This is a genomic window from Rhizobium sp. Root1204, assembly GCF_001424965.1.
In the GTDB taxonomy this organism is placed as follows: Bacteria; Pseudomonadota; Alphaproteobacteria; order Rhizobiales; family Rhizobiaceae; genus Pararhizobium.
The window spans coordinates 46,596-62,929 of record NZ_LMCZ01000040.1 but is presented as its reverse complement, the minus strand read 5'-3'; the positions used below and the strand labels follow the sequence as shown (position 1 = coordinate 62,929).

17 protein-coding genes are annotated in these 16,334 nt (G+C 59.5%); 7 read left to right on the top strand and 10 right to left on the bottom strand.

Annotation, left to right across the window (positions count from 1 at the left end):
- The first annotated feature begins 10 nt into the window (after positions 1–10).
- Both ASC96_RS24685 and ASC96_RS24680 read left to right on the top strand, forming a co-directional pair.
- Entirely contained in the window at positions 11–352 is a 342-nt protein-coding gene (locus tag ASC96_RS24685) for a tRNA-binding protein (RefSeq protein ID WP_060505729.1), read from the top strand.
- Between the two features lie 24 nt (positions 353–376).
- Positions 377–934 carry a dual specificity protein phosphatase family protein gene (locus ASC96_RS24680; protein WP_060505728.1) on the top strand — a complete coding sequence of 186 codons (558 nt, stop codon included), beginning with the start codon at positions 377–379 and terminating at the stop codon, positions 932–934.
- Here ASC96_RS24680 and ASC96_RS24675 read toward each other — a convergent pair whose 3' ends face one another.
- From ASC96_RS24675 to ASC96_RS24665, 3 genes are read right to left on the bottom strand one after another with little or no spacing between them, the layout of a single operon-like run.
- Positions 935–2,314, bottom strand: coding sequence for an ATP-binding protein (locus ASC96_RS24675; RefSeq protein ID WP_060505727.1), 1,380 nt, complete (start codon positions 2,312–2,314; stop codon positions 935–937). It abuts the gene before it with no gap.
- A gap of 26 nt (positions 2,315–2,340) precedes the next feature.
- Positions 2,341–3,042: a response regulator transcription factor gene (locus ASC96_RS24670; protein WP_060505726.1), complete on the bottom strand. Its 702-nt coding sequence runs from the start codon at positions 3,040–3,042 to the stop codon at positions 2,341–2,343.
- 48 nt (positions 3,043–3,090) lie between these two features.
- Positions 3,091–3,540 carry a MarR family transcriptional regulator gene (locus ASC96_RS24665; protein ID WP_112834496.1) on the bottom strand — a complete coding sequence of 150 codons (450 nt, stop codon included), beginning with the start codon at positions 3,538–3,540 and terminating at the stop codon, positions 3,091–3,093.
- A gap of 307 nt (positions 3,541–3,847) precedes the next feature.
- On the opposite strand from ASC96_RS24665, the gene ASC96_RS24660 reads away from it, so the two are divergent.
- Positions 3,848–4,732: a branched-chain amino acid aminotransferase gene (locus ASC96_RS24660; RefSeq protein ID WP_060505724.1), complete on the top strand. Its 885-nt coding sequence runs from the start codon at positions 3,848–3,850 to the stop codon at positions 4,730–4,732.
- A gap of 105 nt (positions 4,733–4,837) precedes the next feature.
- Here the strand turns inward: ASC96_RS24660 and ASC96_RS24655 are convergent, their stop codons facing one another.
- Positions 4,838–5,098 (bottom strand): hypothetical protein, encoded by a 261-nt coding sequence (locus ASC96_RS24655; protein WP_060505723.1) that lies wholly within the window; start codon positions 5,096–5,098, stop codon positions 4,838–4,840.
- Positions 5,099–5,536: 438 nt separating this feature from the next.
- On the opposite strand from ASC96_RS24655, the gene ASC96_RS33475 reads away from it, so the two are divergent.
- Entirely contained in the window at positions 5,537–5,701 is a 165-nt protein-coding gene (locus tag ASC96_RS33475) for a hypothetical protein (protein WP_164491969.1), read from the top strand.
- Positions 5,702–5,836: 135 nt separating this feature from the next.
- Positions 5,837–6,478 carry an MBL fold metallo-hydrolase gene (locus tag ASC96_RS24650; protein WP_060505722.1) on the top strand — a complete coding sequence of 214 codons (642 nt, stop codon included), beginning with the start codon at positions 5,837–5,839 and terminating at the stop codon, positions 6,476–6,478.
- A gap of 93 nt (positions 6,479–6,571) precedes the next feature.
- On the opposite strand, the gene ASC96_RS24645 is transcribed toward ASC96_RS24650, so the two are convergent.
- The 6 genes from ASC96_RS24645 to ASC96_RS24620 form a co-directional block, all read right to left on the bottom strand.
- On the bottom strand, positions 6,572–7,015 hold the full coding sequence (locus tag ASC96_RS24645; RefSeq protein WP_060505721.1) for a BA14K family protein: 444 nt from the start codon (positions 7,013–7,015) through the stop codon (positions 6,572–6,574).
- A 145-nt stretch (positions 7,016–7,160) separates the two neighbouring features.
- Positions 7,161–7,376: a cold-shock protein gene (locus ASC96_RS24640; RefSeq protein ID WP_037098666.1), complete on the bottom strand. Its 216-nt coding sequence runs from the start codon at positions 7,374–7,376 to the stop codon at positions 7,161–7,163.
- Between the two features lie 548 nt (positions 7,377–7,924).
- Entirely contained in the window at positions 7,925–8,821 is an 897-nt protein-coding gene (locus ASC96_RS24635) for a DMT family transporter (RefSeq protein WP_060506053.1), read from the bottom strand.
- Positions 8,822–8,962: 141 nt separating this feature from the next.
- Positions 8,963–10,114 (bottom strand): PQQ-dependent sugar dehydrogenase, encoded by a 1,152-nt coding sequence (locus ASC96_RS24630; protein WP_060505720.1) that lies wholly within the window; start codon positions 10,112–10,114, stop codon positions 8,963–8,965.
- A 75-nt stretch (positions 10,115–10,189) separates the two neighbouring features.
- Positions 10,190–10,894: a class GN sortase gene (locus ASC96_RS24625; protein ID WP_060505719.1), complete on the bottom strand. Its 705-nt coding sequence runs from the start codon at positions 10,892–10,894 to the stop codon at positions 10,190–10,192.
- On the bottom strand, positions 10,887–13,235 hold the full coding sequence (locus ASC96_RS24620) for a marine proteobacterial sortase target protein (RefSeq protein WP_060505718.1): 2,349 nt from the start codon (positions 13,233–13,235) through the stop codon (positions 10,887–10,889). The genes ASC96_RS24625 and ASC96_RS24620 overlap by 8 nt, the downstream gene beginning before the upstream one ends.
- Positions 13,236–13,694: 459 nt before the next feature.
- Between ASC96_RS24620 and ASC96_RS24615 the strand changes: the two genes are divergently transcribed.
- Entirely contained in the window at positions 13,695–14,897 is a 1,203-nt protein-coding gene (locus tag ASC96_RS24615) for a pyridoxal phosphate-dependent aminotransferase (RefSeq protein ID WP_060506052.1), read from the top strand.
- Between the two features lie 190 nt (positions 14,898–15,087).
- A complete protein-coding gene (locus tag ASC96_RS24610; protein WP_060505717.1) occupies positions 15,088–16,257 on the top strand; it encodes an MFS transporter in 1,170 nt (389 codons plus the stop codon).
- The last annotated feature ends 77 nt before the right edge of the window (positions 16,258–16,334 follow it).

Sequence of the window (16,334 nt, the reverse complement as noted above, 5' to 3'; positions counted from 1 at the left end):
GATTCTTTTCATGACCGAGACCATCAGTTACGCCGATTTCGAGCGCGTCGATATTCGCACCGGCACAATCATCGAGGCGTCGCCCTTTCCCGAAGCACGCAAGCCGGCGATCAAGATCGTCATCGATTTCGGTCCGGAGATCGGCATCAAGAAATCCTCGGCGCAGATCACCGCCCACTACACGCCGGAAAGCCTGATCGGCCGCCAGGTACTCGGCGTCGTCAATTTCCCGCCGCGGCAGATCGGCCCGTTCCGCTCGGAAGTCCTGACATTGGGCTTCGAGGACGAAGCCGGCGCGATCGTGCTTGCCGCCACCGACAAGCCGGTGCCGAATGGCAAGCGGCTCCTCTGAGGACTTTTGGTAAGGAACCTTGCGATGGACCTGAGTGCTGTTCGAGACTTCATCCGTGTCACGTGCCTGCGCGATGCGGCCATGGTCGCCACAGACTGGTCGGCCTCGCATGTCGTTTCATTGCTAGACCCGGAATTGGCCGAAGAGCACGTTCCGCGTATCTCCCCCGCACAGCACCATGTGGTGCGTCTGCGCGACCAGGAAAATGCATTGGCGACCAGCCATTTTCCGGATGCAGTCACGGCGTTCTTCGATACCGTCCTTCCGGCCATTGAACGGGAAGACAGCCGGATCCTCGTGCATTGTCATGCGGGTGTCAGCCGCTCGACTGCCTTTGCCTATGGCATCATCGCCCACCGCTTTGGCGCTGGCCGTGAGGATGAGGCTTTTGCAGCACTGCTGTCGATCGTCAACAAGCCCTGGCCGAACCGCCGCATCATCGAAATTTTCGACGCGCACTGGCAACGGGAAGGGCGGCTTCTCGCCCCGCTCGACGTCATGCGGTCAAAGCATCCGAAACGCATCGACGCCTGGCACCGGTTTAACGAACGGCGCGGCATGATCGGCACCTATTCACGTTGATCATACCGGAACCCGGACCACAGCCCTCAATCCACCCATTGGGCTATCCGCCAGCGTGACGTTGCCGCCATGACTTCTGGCGATGTCCAGGGCAATGGCAAGGCCGAGGCCTGTTCCTGAACTGTCGAGATTGCGGGCTTCGTCAAGCCGGAAGAACGGTTTGAACACGTCTTCGCGCGAGCGTTCTGGGATGCCGGGGCCGTCGTCGTCAACGGTGACGGTCAGCCATTTGCTGCTGTGCTTGGCATCGATATGGACGGTGTTGGCGTAGCGGTAAGCGTTCGATGCCAGATTGGCGACCAGCCGGGTGAAGGCATTCGGCCGGACGCGGATATTGTCGTCGCCTTCCACTGAGGTCGTGACCGTCTTGTCCTGCAGCTCACCCTCGAGCGTCAGCCGGTTCATCAGGTCGCTCAGCTTCAACTGCCCGACGTCTTCCTCCGCCTCGCCGCGGGCGAAGGCAAGGTAGCCTTCGAGCATGCTCTGCATATCCTCGACATCCTGGTTGAGATTATCGAGATCGGCACTGTCGCCGGCAAGCGCCAATTGCAGCTTGAAACGGGTCAGGATGGTTCGAAGGTCGTGGCTGACGCCGGTCAGCATCGCGGTGCGCTGTTCCATCTGGCGCTCGATGCGCTCGCGCATCTGGATGAAGGCAAGGCCGGCTTTACGGACTTCCTCGGCGCCGCGCGGGGAAAAATCGTCGATCTTTTGGCCCTTGCCAAAGCTCTCGGCTGCCTTGGCGAGTGCCAGGATCGGCCGGATCTGTCCGCGCAGGAACAGGATGGCGATGGTCAAAAGCACCAGCGAGGCGGCAACCATCCAGACGATGAAGATATGGGTGTTGGAGGCGTAGGCCTGACTGCGGCGGGCATAGACCCTCAGGATTCGCTGGTCGTCAAGCTTGATCCGCACTTCGACGAGATCGGAATTGCCGACGGTATCGATCCAGAACGGCTTGCGGATCTGGTCGGATATCTCTTCGCTGAGGATCTGGTCGAGGATTTCGAAAAAAGGTTTTGGGCGCGGCGCCGGCAGTTCGCCATCCGGTTCGATCGAGATGCGCAGGTTGAGCCGGTCACGGGCAATCTGGATGATATCCGAGTAATCACTGGCGGGCATTTCATCGATCAGGTCGATGACGGCGGCAATATCGCCGGTAACGGCCGCCGAGAGCCTTTGCGTGACCAGCTGCCAATGCCGTTCCATGAAGACGAAGGCGACCACCGACTGCAGTAGCACCATCGGAATGATGACGATCAAAAGCGAACGGGCGTAGAGCCCCATCGGCAACCGCCGCCTCAGCCAGCGGACACTGCGCTTCCAGGCCGTATCACCGGTTTGTCCGCGATAGCGCCGCAGGATGTCAAAGCTTGCCATGGATACCCAGCCGGATGGTCATCGCACTAGTCCACGCTCAGCCGGTAGCCGATGCCACGTACGGTCTGCAGCCAGACAGGATTGGACGGATCGTCCTCGATCTTGCGGCGCAGGCGGTTGATCTGCACGTCGATCGTCCGTTCGCCGACCTCAGCCTCGTCGCTGACCAGTTCATGGCGCGGGATAGTCTCGCCGGCGCGTTGTGAAAACAACATCATGATCTCCTGTTCGCGATCGGTTAGCCGGATATGGTCGGCGCCGCGGCGCAGTTCTTTGCGCACCACGGAAAAGGTGAAGGGGCCGAAGATGACCTGCTCCACCTTGGGGGCCTTTGCCGGCGTATTGCGCCTGAGGATGTTGTTGATGCGAAGCACCAGTTCGCGCGGGTCAAAGGGTTTGGGTAGATAGTCGTCGGCACCGGCCTCCAGGCCCTCGATACGGGCATTGGATTCGGCGAGCGCCGTCAGCATGATCACCGGCACGGTCTTGATCTTGCGCAGGCTCTGCGTCAACGAAATGCCGGTTTCACCGGGCATCATCACATCGACGATCAGAAGGTCGTAGTCGATGCCTTCGAGCTTGCGGCGTGCTTCGTCCGCGTCGGCAGCGGTGGTGACGCGAAAACCCTTTTCCATCAGATAACGGTTGAGAAGATCACGAATACGGCGGTCGTCATCCACGACCAGCAGATGGGCAGCATCATCGTCGATCCTGATGGTCTTTGTCATCTGTCGTTGGCCCTGTCATCTCGCATAGGCCGGCTGTCTTGCCGGGTGTCAATTATCGCCGGCATTTTTCATGCCGGCCAGGAAACGTTTGACCAGTTCGCGCGCGCCGGGACCGGTTTTTTCCATGGCCTCGGCGATGCGCCGTGATTGTGGCTCGGCCAAGGCCCTTGCGAGCGTCTTGCCTTCCTTCGTTGTATAGAGCATGCGCTGCCTGCGGTCCTCCGGTCCAGCAACTTGATGAATATACCCTGAATCGATGAGCTGTTTCAAAACACGCGCCAGGCTCTGCTTGGTGATCCGCAGCGTATCGAGCAGATTGGCGACCGTCATGCCCGGTTCGCGATCAACAAAGTGCAGCACGCGATGGTGCGCGCGCCCGAAACCGCGTTTTTCGAGAATCACATCCGGGTCGGACGTAAAATCCCGGTAGGCAAAGAAGAACAGCTCGATGATTTCAAAATCAACCGCGTCCGTGTTGTCTGCCCCAGCCGATGGCATCTCGTTTTCGGCTTTTTGGTTCGGCTGTCCCGCCACTCAGTCGTTTCCTTTCAATTGCAGAGCATTCTACGAAACATTTGAAAAAATATGTCAGCTATATTGACATATTTTTTCGTGGTTGGTAAGTCTCTAACTGCAGAAGGGCGAACACCCGACGCTCGTCTCATCCGTGAAGATAGGCCGCGCCGCTCCGATCGCCAATTCAAAATCACCATAGCGGATTTCCGTCGTTCACGTTTGCCGATAAATGGGAACCGGGAAGACAATCAACATAAAGAATGGTGCGTTGGCGCCAAGGGATGAGACAATGGCAGCAGTTCCTTTTGATCAGTTGGACGGTCAGATCTGGTTCAATGGTGAGTTCGTTGACTGGAAGGATGCCAAGGTTCACGTGCTGACCCACGGGCTTCATTATGCCAGTGCCGTGTTCGAAGGCGAGCGAGCCTATGGCGGCCGTGTTTTCAAGCTTAACGAGCATAATCAACGTCTGCACAAGTCGGCGGAAATCCTTGGCTTCACCATTCCTTATTCGGTCGGGGAACTGGATGCCGCGACGGTGGAACTGCTGAAGCGTCAGGGCTTTTCGGAGGCCTATGTCCGGCCGATCGCCTGGCGTGGTTCGGAATCGATGGGCGTTTCCGCCCAGAACAACCGCATCAACGTCGCGATCGCCATCTGGCAGTGGGGCAGCTATTTCAATCCGGCTGAAAAGCTGAAGGGTATCCGTCTCGATATCGCCGAGTACCGCCGCCCCGATCCGAAGACCGCCCCTTGCGCCTCCAAGGCCGCCGGCCTTTACATGATCTGCACCAAGCACGCGGCGGAAGCCAAGGGCTATGCCGATGCGATGATGCTCGATTATCGCGGTCAGGTGGCCGAGGCGACCGGCGCCAATATCTTCTTCGTCAAAGACGGCGTAATCCATACGCCGGTGCCGGACTGCTTCCTCAACGGCATCACGCGCCAGACGGTGATCGGACTGGCCAAGCGCCGCGGCTACCAGGTGGTTGAACGGGCGATCATGCCGGAAGAGCTTGCCGGTTTCTCGGAGTGCTTCCTCACCGGTTCTGCTGCCGAAGTGACGCCGGTATCTGAGATTGGCCCCTACACGTTCAAGCCGGCGACGATTTCCGAGACGCTGATGAACGACTACATGAAGGAAGTCTATCCAGCCGCCGTTGCCGCCGAATAAGCCGCAGGCAAAATCAATGAAAAAAGGCGGCCGATGAGCCGCCTTTTTTTGATCGTTGAGTATGCTGGGTTCACGCGGCCATGCACGCGCCGTAAATCAAATGCTTCAGGCCTTGCTTCCGCCCATGACCATGCCGGCAAGCCCGGTCAGGACGCCGCCGCCGACAAGTCCGCCGATGGCCTGCGTAATCAGTCCCGTGGCTGCGGCTTCGCCACCCACCATCTGAACGAGAAACCCGCCACCAAGACCGCCGATGGCACCGACGATCGTGCGCACGACAATGCTAAGTGCCTGTTGCTTGAGAACCGCGCCCGTTGCGTTTCCACCCGCTGCGCCGGCAATCAATTGCGTAATTATTGCTTCCATTGCTCGCTGCTCCCGTGTCCGCCACTGGCGTCCGGCCCCCCGGACTCACCTGGCACGCCGTCGATCCGGCATGCTCAGGTTGAGGCGAAAAATGGTATGAGTCAATTTCGCAACTGCGAAATGAGATTTTGAGTCCGGATCTCCTTCTGGTGGAGAGGCCCCACGGCGGTTTTCGCGAGACTTCTCCCGGCTGAAAACGTCGCCGAGCTGGGGCTATCTTGCTCAAAAAAACGGCACGAAATCCTGCCTTTGCCCTTCTTGCCACTCGCGTTTTTTTTGGCCATGCACCAGCCGTCTGGCCGCCGGCGCCAGTGCGCCTTGGCATGTTCCCTTTGGAACTGCGAATATTTCGAAATTGTAAAATACTGAATTCGTTCCGCTTTACCGGAACCTTTAAGCAATTCCGGTGTTTAGACGCCAACTGAGAGGATGAATGATATGTCGCAGACAATCTCCGAGGATTCACACTCCACCGCGCGCCAGCTGCGTCCCGTTGTCGTCACCGTTGTCGCTGCAAAGCTTGCGGTTTTCGCTCTGTTGATGACAACGATCAACTTTCAGGCGCCTTTGCCGGTCGCCGTCGAACTGGCGGAAATGCGCTAAGGCGATTTGTCCTCCGCCTTCCAGATAGGGCGCCTTTCGCAGCTGCTCTGTGTTTCCCTGGCGTCTTTGCCGTTTTCATTGCGGTGCGTCCGTCCTATATGCTGTTCAACGAGTGAGACAGCGAGGCACGGCTACATGTTACAGGCGGGCGTTATCCCGGTTACCCATTTCCAGCAAAATTGCACGGTTCTGTTCGATACCGAAACCAAGGAAGGTGTCATCGTCGATCCGGGTGGTGACGTCGATCTCATCCTGCAGACCATCAAGGAAAATGGCATCACGCTGAAGGCGATCTGGCTGACCCATGGCCATATCGATCATGCCGGCGGTGCCAAGGAGCTGAAGGAAGCCCTCAGCCTCGATATTATCGGACCGCACAAGGATGACCGGCCGCTGCTTGAAAAGCTGGAGACCCAGGCTGAAAAATTCGGACTGGCCATGAAGGTCGAGAACGTCTTGCCGGACCGGTGGCTGGAGGATGGCGACACCGTCTCGTTCGGTGAGCACGTCTTCGAGGTTCTGCATTGCCCCGGCCATGCGCCCGGCCATGTCGTCTACTTCAACCGCGAGCAGGGGTTTGCGCATGTCGGGGACGTGCTGTTTCGCGGCTCCATCGGCCGCACCGATCTGCCCGGCGGCAATCACCAGCAACTGCTCGATTCGATCCGCGACAAGATCCTGCCGCTTGGTGATACCGTCGGCTTCATCTGTGGGCATGGCCCGGGCGGGCAGATCGGCGAAGAGCGCCGGACCAACCCTTATCTGCGCGGTCTGTAACGGCCAGCATCGGTCCTGTGCCAGGGGCAGGGACAATAAAAAAAGGCACGTGCCGGTCAGCACGTGCCTTTTCAGTGAAACGAGACTGTCGCCTCAGCCTGCCTGGCAGAAATAGTCCCGGCCATCATAACCGCGGAATGTGCCGGACTGGGAATCGAACGAGCGGTAACGTTGCGAGCAATACCGGTACCAGCCGGGTGTCCAAGGCTCCAGTCCACCGTAGTTCTGAACAACGACCGGGCGTGCGCGGCGATAGACCGGGCGCGGCTCATAATATTCGGGCTCCGGATCGATATAGACGCGTTCCTGGTAGCGCGGTTGGCTGGCAATCGCGCCGCCGATGATGACGCCGGTAGCAAGGCCAAGTGCGCCCAGCGCGACAGCGTCGCCATTGTTGTGGCGGCGATAGTCTCTGTCGTAGCCACCATGGCGATAGCCGCGACGGCCCCAGTCTTCGGCCTGGGCGGACGATACTGTCGGAATGACCGTCGCTGCGGTGGCGATGGCAAGAACGGCAGCTTTGATAACCTTGTTCATTGATTCGATCCTGTTTTCGGCCGGACAATTCAGTCCTTGATGATGAAAACAGATTAGTCTGGCGAAACTGAACGCAGGCTGAATGAAAAAACCCGGCAACGAGGCCGGGCTTCAACGTGAATCTGTTTGCAGAAACTCGGGCCGTTTAGCCAGAAACCTGCAGGTTGACCGCCTTAGGGCCTTTGCCGCGGCGATCCGGTTCCGTGTCGAAGCTGACCTTCTGATTTTCGGAGAGTCCGTTCAGGCCCGAGGCCTGGACTGCGGAGATGTGCACGAAGATATCGGCGCCACCATTGTCCGGCTTGATGAACCCAAAGCCCTTGTCGGTGTTGAAGAATTTAACAATGCCAGTCTCGGCCATACGTCAGGTCCTTTTTCCTCTGCCCGGATGCAGCGGGCAGCATTACGATATTTTGCCCCAAAGGGCGTGCGGCAGGCAGTTCTCGACTATGAGGAAAGGGTCCTGTAATTGCAGCCAGCCATCGAAGAATTCCGTCTCTTTGCCTGACTGCCCGGGACATTGTGCGTGTCCGGCGCGCGTTAATATAAAGGTCTTCCCGTGTTCGCAAATTGCCCGAACACAGTAAGATTGCTGTGTTTATTTTAAATTGGCAAGCAAAAGTTTTTTGAAACAAGTGTGCCGTTTTGGTTTGTTTAAAAAGCAATCAACTGCCAAAAAATGCGGTTCTTCGGCCGATATATTGCAAACTATTGAAAATATTATCATTTGGCCGCGAATACGCATTTTTTAAGCCGTTTGAGGCTGAGTGTGCCTGAGAAGATTAAGGCAACACGACCCGTTTCCCCGGGTATCTTAAATATTAACCGTTTGATAAAACTGGTACTTGCGGGTGTTCTAATGCAACGCAGTCAACACTCGGAAAGCTACGCCTTATGACCGGCGAGGCATCAGGCGCCGGCTGCGATGCGTTTTGGCTTTGTCAGTTCGGGCACGATCTCGGCGATCAGCATGGCGGCAAAGATCGTTGCGCAACCAATGTAGCCAACGGTGGTGATGGATTCACCGAGCAGCAGAACGCCGAGCAGCGCGGCAAACAATGCTTCGCTCGACAAGAAGATCGCCGCCTGCGGCGCTGTCGTATAGCGCTGCCCGACCACCTGGCAAATGAAGCCGATGCCACTGGAAAAGAAACCGGCATAGAGGATTTCGGGCAGGGCGTTTGTAATGGCCGTCATATCGAGTGGTTCGAACAACGCTCCGGCTAAACAGCCCAGAACCGCACAGACGGCAAACTGTACCACGCACAGCAGCATCGGCCGGCCGGTACTGCCAACGAAAATGCCGACCAGCATCACCTGCAGTGCCCAGAAGGCAGCGCAGATGATGGTCAGGAAATCGCCGTTGTTCAGGCCGGCAAGCGTGCCGCCGCTGAGAAGGAAAATGCCGAGCAGCGCCATGCCGGCTGCCGGCCAGATGACCCAATGCGGCTTGCGGCGCAGGAACACCACGGTCAGGATCGGTACGAACACGACGTAGAGCCCGGTCAGGAAGCCGGAATTGGTGACGCTGGTCGTCAGGAGACCAAGCTGCTGGGTCATCGCACCGGCAAACAATGCCAGCCCGATCCACAGGAAGTTGCGGATGTTGGATTTCGGTGTTGGTTTCTCTGCCTTGCGATGCTCCCACAAAGCCAGCGGTGCTGCTACCGCGGTTGCAATGGCAAATCGAAGGCCGATGAACCACATCGGGCCGATCGATTCCATCGCTGTGGATTGAGCAACGAAACCGGCCCCCCAGATGGCGCCGGACATGAGCAGGAAGAGATTGGCCTGAAAGCGCGTCACGATGCTGGTCCTGATGTATCGGCACGAAGGCCTCATATCGGAACGATTTCAGGGCAGCAGTGCGTTGGATCCTATTTGCATCTGAGCTAACATCTGCACGGATTTTCGGCAAGCGGTCGTCTGGCGCAAATTGTCGGGCTATCAGCTCCTGTTGCCAGGTGCGGAAACCCGCAGAAGCGCGCCGCCGTCTCCGTCCGTCAACATCAGGATCGCCCCGTCGGGCGCAACCTTGACGTCGCGAATGCGTCCGAATTCGCCCTCGAACAGCTGCTCTTCGGCAACAATCGCGCCGTCTTTATCCCGTTCCAGCCGCGTCAGCAGTTCGGATTTCAGCGCTGATACCAACAGGTTTCCGTTCCACTGGGGAAACATGGCGCCGCGATAGACGTCGATGGCGCCGGGCGCGATGGATGGATCCCAGTAGTGAAGCGGTTGTTCGTAGCCATCGGCGGCCTGCCCGGTACCGATCTTCGCGCCGGAGTAATCCTTGCCGTAGGTGATGACCGGCCAGCCATAGTTCTTGCTCGGCTGCGGCGCGTTGATTTCGTCGCCGCCGCGCGCGCCGTGTTCGACCGTCAGCAATTGGCCACTGTCCGGGTCGATGACAATGCCCTGCGGATTGCGGTGGCCTTTTGACCAGACTTCGGCAAGTCCGGCCTTGCCGTCCTTGTAGGGATTGTTCTCCGGAATGCTGCCATCCGGATTGATATGCAAAATGGCGCCGGCATGGTCGCGCATGTCCTGTGCCCGAGCCCGTTCGCCCCGATCGCCGATGCCGAAGAACAGACTGCCATCGGCGGCCACCGCGATCCGCGACCCGAAATGCTGGCCCTTGCCGGTGAACCTATTCATCCGGAAAAGTTCCTGCACCTGTGTCAGGCTTTTGCCATCCTTGGAGAGGGTCGCGCGAACGACGGCCGTGCCATAGCGGCTGCGCTCTGCGACCGCCATGGAAAGAAACAGCGTGCGATTGGTCTTGAATTTGGGATCGAGCGCGACGTCGAGAAGCCCACCTTGTCCCTGCGGCGCCACGTCCGGAACGCCGGTGACTGGCTCGGACGCCTTTCCGTCACGGATGATGCGAAGGGTGCCGCCAAGCTCTGAGACAATGTAAGCGCCATCCGGAAGCACTTCGACTGACCATGGATTGTCGAGGCCGGATGCGATCGTATCGACCTGGACGGCCGCCTTTCCGGTCGTAAACTGCTTGGGAGTGTCGGCGAGGGCAGGGACGGCGGCAAAAGCCGACGCCAGTCCGGCGAATTTCAACAGGCTTGCGAATGGCGTCGTCATCTCATTCTCCCACGGATACCCGTTGAAGCTGGGTCTTGAGACACGCGGATCAAGGTCCCGAGCGAGGTTTTGCGATCAAAAGGATTTGACCGGGAGTTTACCTGATTCACCTTGCGCGGCGAGCGTTGATGGGTCTGCATCCGCGACAAGTTCGGCATTCATGATGTAACGCAGCGGGCCTTGCTCGGCGGCATCGAACGGCCAGCAGGTGGCGAGTACCAGATTGCGGCCGGGCGCATTGGCGTTGATGCCGCTTTGGTCCCAGCGAGCGATGCGGCTGCTGCCGGCGCGAAAGGTGAGGTTGGTGCCGTCGTTGCGGGTGACGACCAGGAGATCGCCCGGCTTGACGTCCTTGAGCCAGCGGAAATGCGTGTCGCGATGCGCGGCGATGACCGACGTGCCGGGTTCCCCCGGCGCAGGCGTATTGGCCAGGCGGGCCGGGCCAAAGGCCAGGGCCTCGCCGCTGGCGCCGGAAAGCACGACCGCCGTCTTACCAATCCGGGGTGCGGTGATTTCCGCCTCGGTGGAAAAGTCGGCCCAGGGCCAGGGTTTGACATTGGTTTCACCCTGCAGTTGCGCCTCAAAGCTGCGCTTCAAAAGAACCTGCGAAACCTCCGCCTTGGCCTTCATGTAAAAGCCTTTGCCGACCAGCATCAGGCCGGCGAGCGCGATCAGCAGGATTCCGGCCAGCACAATCGTTTCCAGCGCGGTGAGGCGCGCCAGAAAACCGGCGCGTCCTTCCTTGTCCTGATTTTCCTGGTTGCCGGGCTTATCAGACACGGTCGCTTGCCTCCAAAGCCAGGCCACGCAGTTGCCAGCGCCACAGGCTGAACGTTGTCGCCGCCATCAGGGCAAAGGCGAGCAGCAGCAGGCCGATCAGGATATGCCGGTCGGCAAGCGTTGCCGTCTGCGGCAGGTCCACCTGCTTGCCGGCGTCGGCGATTACGCTGGCGGCGCGCGCCGTCGGTGCTGCGGCCATCCGGTCGGCGACCATCATGGCCTGCTGTTCGCTCCGTTCAAGCGATGCCTTGCGCTCGCCTTCCGGCATGGCCTGCTGTGGCTTCTCGCCGAACACCTTCTCGAAATCCCAGCCCTCGGGCAGGTTGAGCGGCAAGTCGGTGCTGACGACCGGCTCACCGGTCGGACGGGACGGCGTCACATCGACGGCGACAAGGCTGGTGACGCGCGAGACAAGGTGGTTGGCAAGCGCTACCGTCTCAATCTGCTTGTCAAGCGCCGCCTGATCGTTGACCGCATAGGCATTGGCTTCGAGATCGTCGATCTTGCGGCGGGCCCAGAGCTTGGCGATGCCCTGGCCTTCGGAGGCCTTGGCAACATCCATTTCGATCCGCCACGGCTGGTTGCCGGTCTTGCCGGTGATTTGCAGCTTGCCTGCGGGCGTTGCGCCGTCAAGCTGCGCTGTCAGCACCACCGGCTCGCCGCGGTAAAGGTCGGGCATCGGGTTCGGGGTGATATCCCGGGCATTGGCCCCGTCGAAGTCAGCGGCGATGTCGGTCATCACAGGGTTTTCGAGCTTGGCAAACAATTCACCCATGCGCGCAGCAACCTGATCTTCCGAGCCGATCAGCGTGAAGGTGCCACGGCCGATTTCGGCGGCCTTGGTCATGAAATGCGTGTTGGGTGCCGAGCCGATGCCGACGGTGAAGACGCGAGCCTCGCCACGGTTCTTCGAAATCTCCTCGAACAGCTGTGCCTCGTTGCCGATCGCGCCATCGGTGAGGAACACCACCTGCCGCAGCGCTCCGGGTTCGACCGGACCCTGGGTGCGAAGGGCTGCTTCGAGCGCCGGCAGCATTTCCGTGCCGCCATCGGCGGTCAGGCCGCGAACGAAGGCGATGGCATCCTCACGTTTGTCCGGTGTTGCCTGGACGAGCGTGGGGAAATGCACCTCCATCGTGTCGTCGAAACGCACCACGTTGAACTTGTCTTCGGCCTTGAGCTTGGAAATTGCCAGCGCCAAACTATCGCGTGCCTGCTCGATCGATGGTCCGGCCATCGAGCCGGAGTTGTCGATGACGAAGATGACCTCGCGCTTTGCCGGTGTTTCCGTTACAGCGGACCCGGCGGGAGGCGTGACGAAGCCCAACAGATAGGTCTTGCCACCCTGGGTTTCGCGGAACAGGCCCGCATTTGGTGTCTTGCCGGCGATGGCGTTCCAGCTTAGCGCGAAATCCTTGTCGGCCGGCACGCTGCCGCCCTTCAGAGAAATCGTGCGCGCCATGTCATCGACCGTCTGCATGTCGGTCTGATGGAACGGCGAGGTGACTGTGCCAAGCGGGAAACCGGCATTGAGATTGACGGTCAGCGTCACCGGATTGATCCTGGCGTTCTCAGCCGGGTCGAGTACGGGGGCGGCGATCTTGTCGCGGTCCGGTACCGGATCGTTGACCGCATAGCCGGACTTCGGATCGAGATCGACTGTCTGGATGATTGGGTCGGGATTGTAGCGCGGTGCGACGACCATCGGGAAACGCAACGAGAACTCGCCACCCGACTGATGAACGCTGCTCTGGTATTCGATCTGCACGACGATGGTTTCACCCGGTCCGATATTGGCAACCTGGTTGGTAAAGATGTTAGGGCGCTGCTGTTCGAGAAGTGCCGTCTTCTTGCCCTCGGCCTTGGCTTCCTCATAGACCTTGCGGGCCTCTTCGCGGGCCTTGATCTCACCCTCGATGAAGCGGTCGCCGATCTGCATTTTCAGCGTATCGACCGCAGAATTTTCCGGCAGCGGGAAGACATAGGTACCTTCGACCCAACCCTTGCTCGGGTTCTGGAAGCGCTGGGTGACGCGGGTGCGAATGATCGGACCGTTGACGTCGATCACCACGTCGGTCGCCAGACGCGGCGCCTCGACGAAGGACCCCGGTTCCTTGGAGGGAAAGAGCAAGGCACCGGTCCCCATGTCGTTGGGGCGCACATAACCGGCAAGACGCTGCGGCTTGCCGTCATTGGTCTCGGCCACGGCGTGCGAAAAGACACCCATCACGAACAAAAGGACGAGTGTCAGGGCAGCAAGGGCTGCGACGATCGCATATTCGATGTGCCGCGCGGTCATGCGGCTTGGTCGCTTTGCTGAGTTTTCGGTGTCCAGAAGCATTGCAGGCCCCCTCGGCGCAAATGGATTCGTGTGCCTTCAGAAAAGGCTCCGAAATCGGCTGCACAAGGACGGAATTGCGGCAGGCCGAGGCATTTGTTGTGACCAAATCAAGGCGTTGCGGAAAGTGGCAAAAGTTTTTGTTTTTAATGAATAAATCTCGGTGAAGAAACGTTATTGCGCTCCGTCCGGATACGGCAGCCCGGGGCGACGTTTCTCATTGGCAGGGCTCAAAAAAGCAGAGTCGTTTCAATCGTCTGCGCAGCTCAGCCGACAAAGTGATTCATCCAAACCTGTGATGTCACTGAAGAAACATTGTCATGGTTACGCATTTTGCCGGTTTTATCGGTTCTTTGCGCTTGAAACCGGGGCGGTCTTTCGACATACACCTAACCGCTATGGAGCCCGGCGATGCCCGCTCTTGGCCGCATGCTGTTTCAACCTGATCAGGACAAACATATCATGGCCTTTCTTGCCGACGCCCTTTCCCGTGTAAAGCCATCCGCCACCATCGCCGTTTCCCAGAAAGCCCGGGAACTGAAAGCCAAGGGCCGCGATGTGATCGGGCTTGGTGCCGGAGAGCCGGATTTCGATACGCCGGATAACATCAAGAAGGCCGCCATCGACGCGATCAACCGCGGCGAGACGAAGTACACGCCGGTCTCGGGCATCCCGGAACTGCGCGAAGCGATTTCGAAGAAGTTCAAGCGCGAAAACAATCTTGAGTACACGGCTGCCCAAACAATCGTCGGCACCGGTGGAAAGCAGATTCTTTTCAACGCGTTCATGGCGACGATGAACCCGGGTGATGAAGTCGTTATTCCGGCACCTTACTGGGTTTCCTATCCGGAGATGGTGTCGATCTGCGGCGGCACGCCGGTATTCGTCGAAGCGACCCAGGCCAACAATTTCAAGCTGACAGCCGAAGACCTCGACAAGGCGATCACACCGAAGACCAAGTGGTTCATCTTCAACTCGCCGTCGAACCCGTCGGGCGCTGCCTATACGCATGCCGAACTGAAGGCCCTCACCGATGTGCTCCTGAAGCACCCGCATGTCTGGGTGCTCACCGACGACATGTACGAACACCTGACCTATGGCGACTTCAAGTTTGCCACGCCGGTTGAAGTCGAGCCAAAGCTCTATGACCGCACGCTGACCATGAACGGCGTCTCCAAGGCCTATGCCATGACCGGCTGGCGCATCGGCTACGCAGCCGGCCCGCTGTCGCTGATCAAGGCGATGGACATGATCCAGGGCCAGCAGACCTCGGGTGCCTGCTCGATCGCCCAGTGGGCGGCTGTCGAGGCGCTGAACGGCACGCAGGATTTCATTCCTGAAAACAAGAAGATCTTCGAAGGCCGCCGCGACCTCGTCGTCTCGATGCTCAACCAGGCCAAGGGCATCGAATGCCCGTCGCCGGAGGGGGCGTTCTACGTCTATCCGTCCTGCAAGGGCCTGATCGGCAAGACGTCGCCAAACGGTAAGCTGATCGAAAGCGACGAGGACTTCGTTTCCGAATTGCTGGAATCCGAAGGCGTCGCCGTCGTTCACGGTTCGGCCTTCGGCCTCGGCCCGAACTTCCGCATCTCCTATGCGACTTCGGAAGAGCAGCTCGAAGAAGCCTGCAAGCGCATCCAGCGCTTCTGCGGCGCCTGCAAGTAAGGCATCGTCACTGAACGACAATGGGCCCGCCGGAAACGGCGGGTTTTTTTGTTGGAGCTTGGCTACCTCGCCATTTCTCTCTGTCGCGAAATCTGACAGTCGCCGGGGTAAATCTTTACCCTTGAATGTGCGCTTGGCTTCCGCTCCAACCCAATTCCCGATACACAACAGCGTACCGAGGAGCCCCGTCATGACTATTGCGCCGCATCACAGGATCTATACCTGTTTCTTCCTGTTTGCCGTGTCGCTTGGCGCGTTGCTGGCCCGCATGCCGGACCTGCAGGTGGCGCTGGGGGTGAATAAATCCGAGCTCGGGCTGACGCTGATCGGCATGGCAGTCGGGGCGCTGATTTCGCTGACATTCTCTTCGCCGCTGATTGCGCATCTGGGCGCGCGCACCACGGCCTTCATCACCGTTCTCGGGACGGCCACCGCGTTTGCGATTGTTCCCTGGGTTGGCGCGCCGGTGCTGGTGTTCGGCGTGCTGTTTACCGCCGGGTTGCTGGCCGGTGCGCTGGAAATCAACCTCAATGTCGAGATCGACCGGCTGGAGGCGCGGCTTGGCCGAGGCATCATGAACAGGGCGCACGGGTTCTGGAGCTTCGGTTTTTTCGTCACCGCGCTGATCGCTTCGGGCGTCCGCCAGGCGGAAATCTCGATGCAGCTGCATTTGGGGATAACGCTTGTCGTCGTCGTCGTTGCCGGTGCATTTGCCATTTCGGGTATCCGCAACGCGCCGGCGCGGGCGGTTTCGCACGAGGCCAAGGCGCCGTTGTTCGCCGTGCCGACGCTTGGCCTGCTGCCGCTCTGCATCATTGGCGTTGCGGCCTTCTTGGTCGAAGGCGCGGGGATCGACTGGTCGGCGATCTACATGCGCGACGTCTTTGCCGTCGAGCCGTTCATCGGCGGTCTGGGGCTGACTCTGTTCACCTTCTTCATGGCGATGGCCCGGCTGTTCATCGATCCGGTCGTCGACCGGTTTGGCGCCCGCAACGTCGCCTCGGTCCTGCTTGTGCTGTCGGCCATCGGCCTCACCGCCGTCTGGCTGGCGCCGCATGCCTATGTCGCGCTGTTCGGCTTCGCGCTGATGGGTGGCGGATGCAGTGCGGTCTATCCGCTGGCAGTGTCTGCGGCTGCGCAGCGCACTGACAGGCCGGCGCAGGTGAATGTCGCGGCCCTCGGGCAGGTGACGTTCATCGTCTTCTTCCTCGCACCACCGCTGCTCGGCTTTGTTGCCGAACATGCGGGCATCCGCACATCCTATCTCGTCTGCCTGCCGCTGATCATCTACGCGCTGTTTTCGGTCAAGGCGCTGGCGCCGCGCCGGAGTGTGGCGGATGCGGCTACTGCTGCGGTCTAACGGCCGGCTTTTTTCCCTAGATAGGCCAAAATCCCTCGACCAGCGCATCGAAGGTGACGCGGTAACGCGGGCCTTTG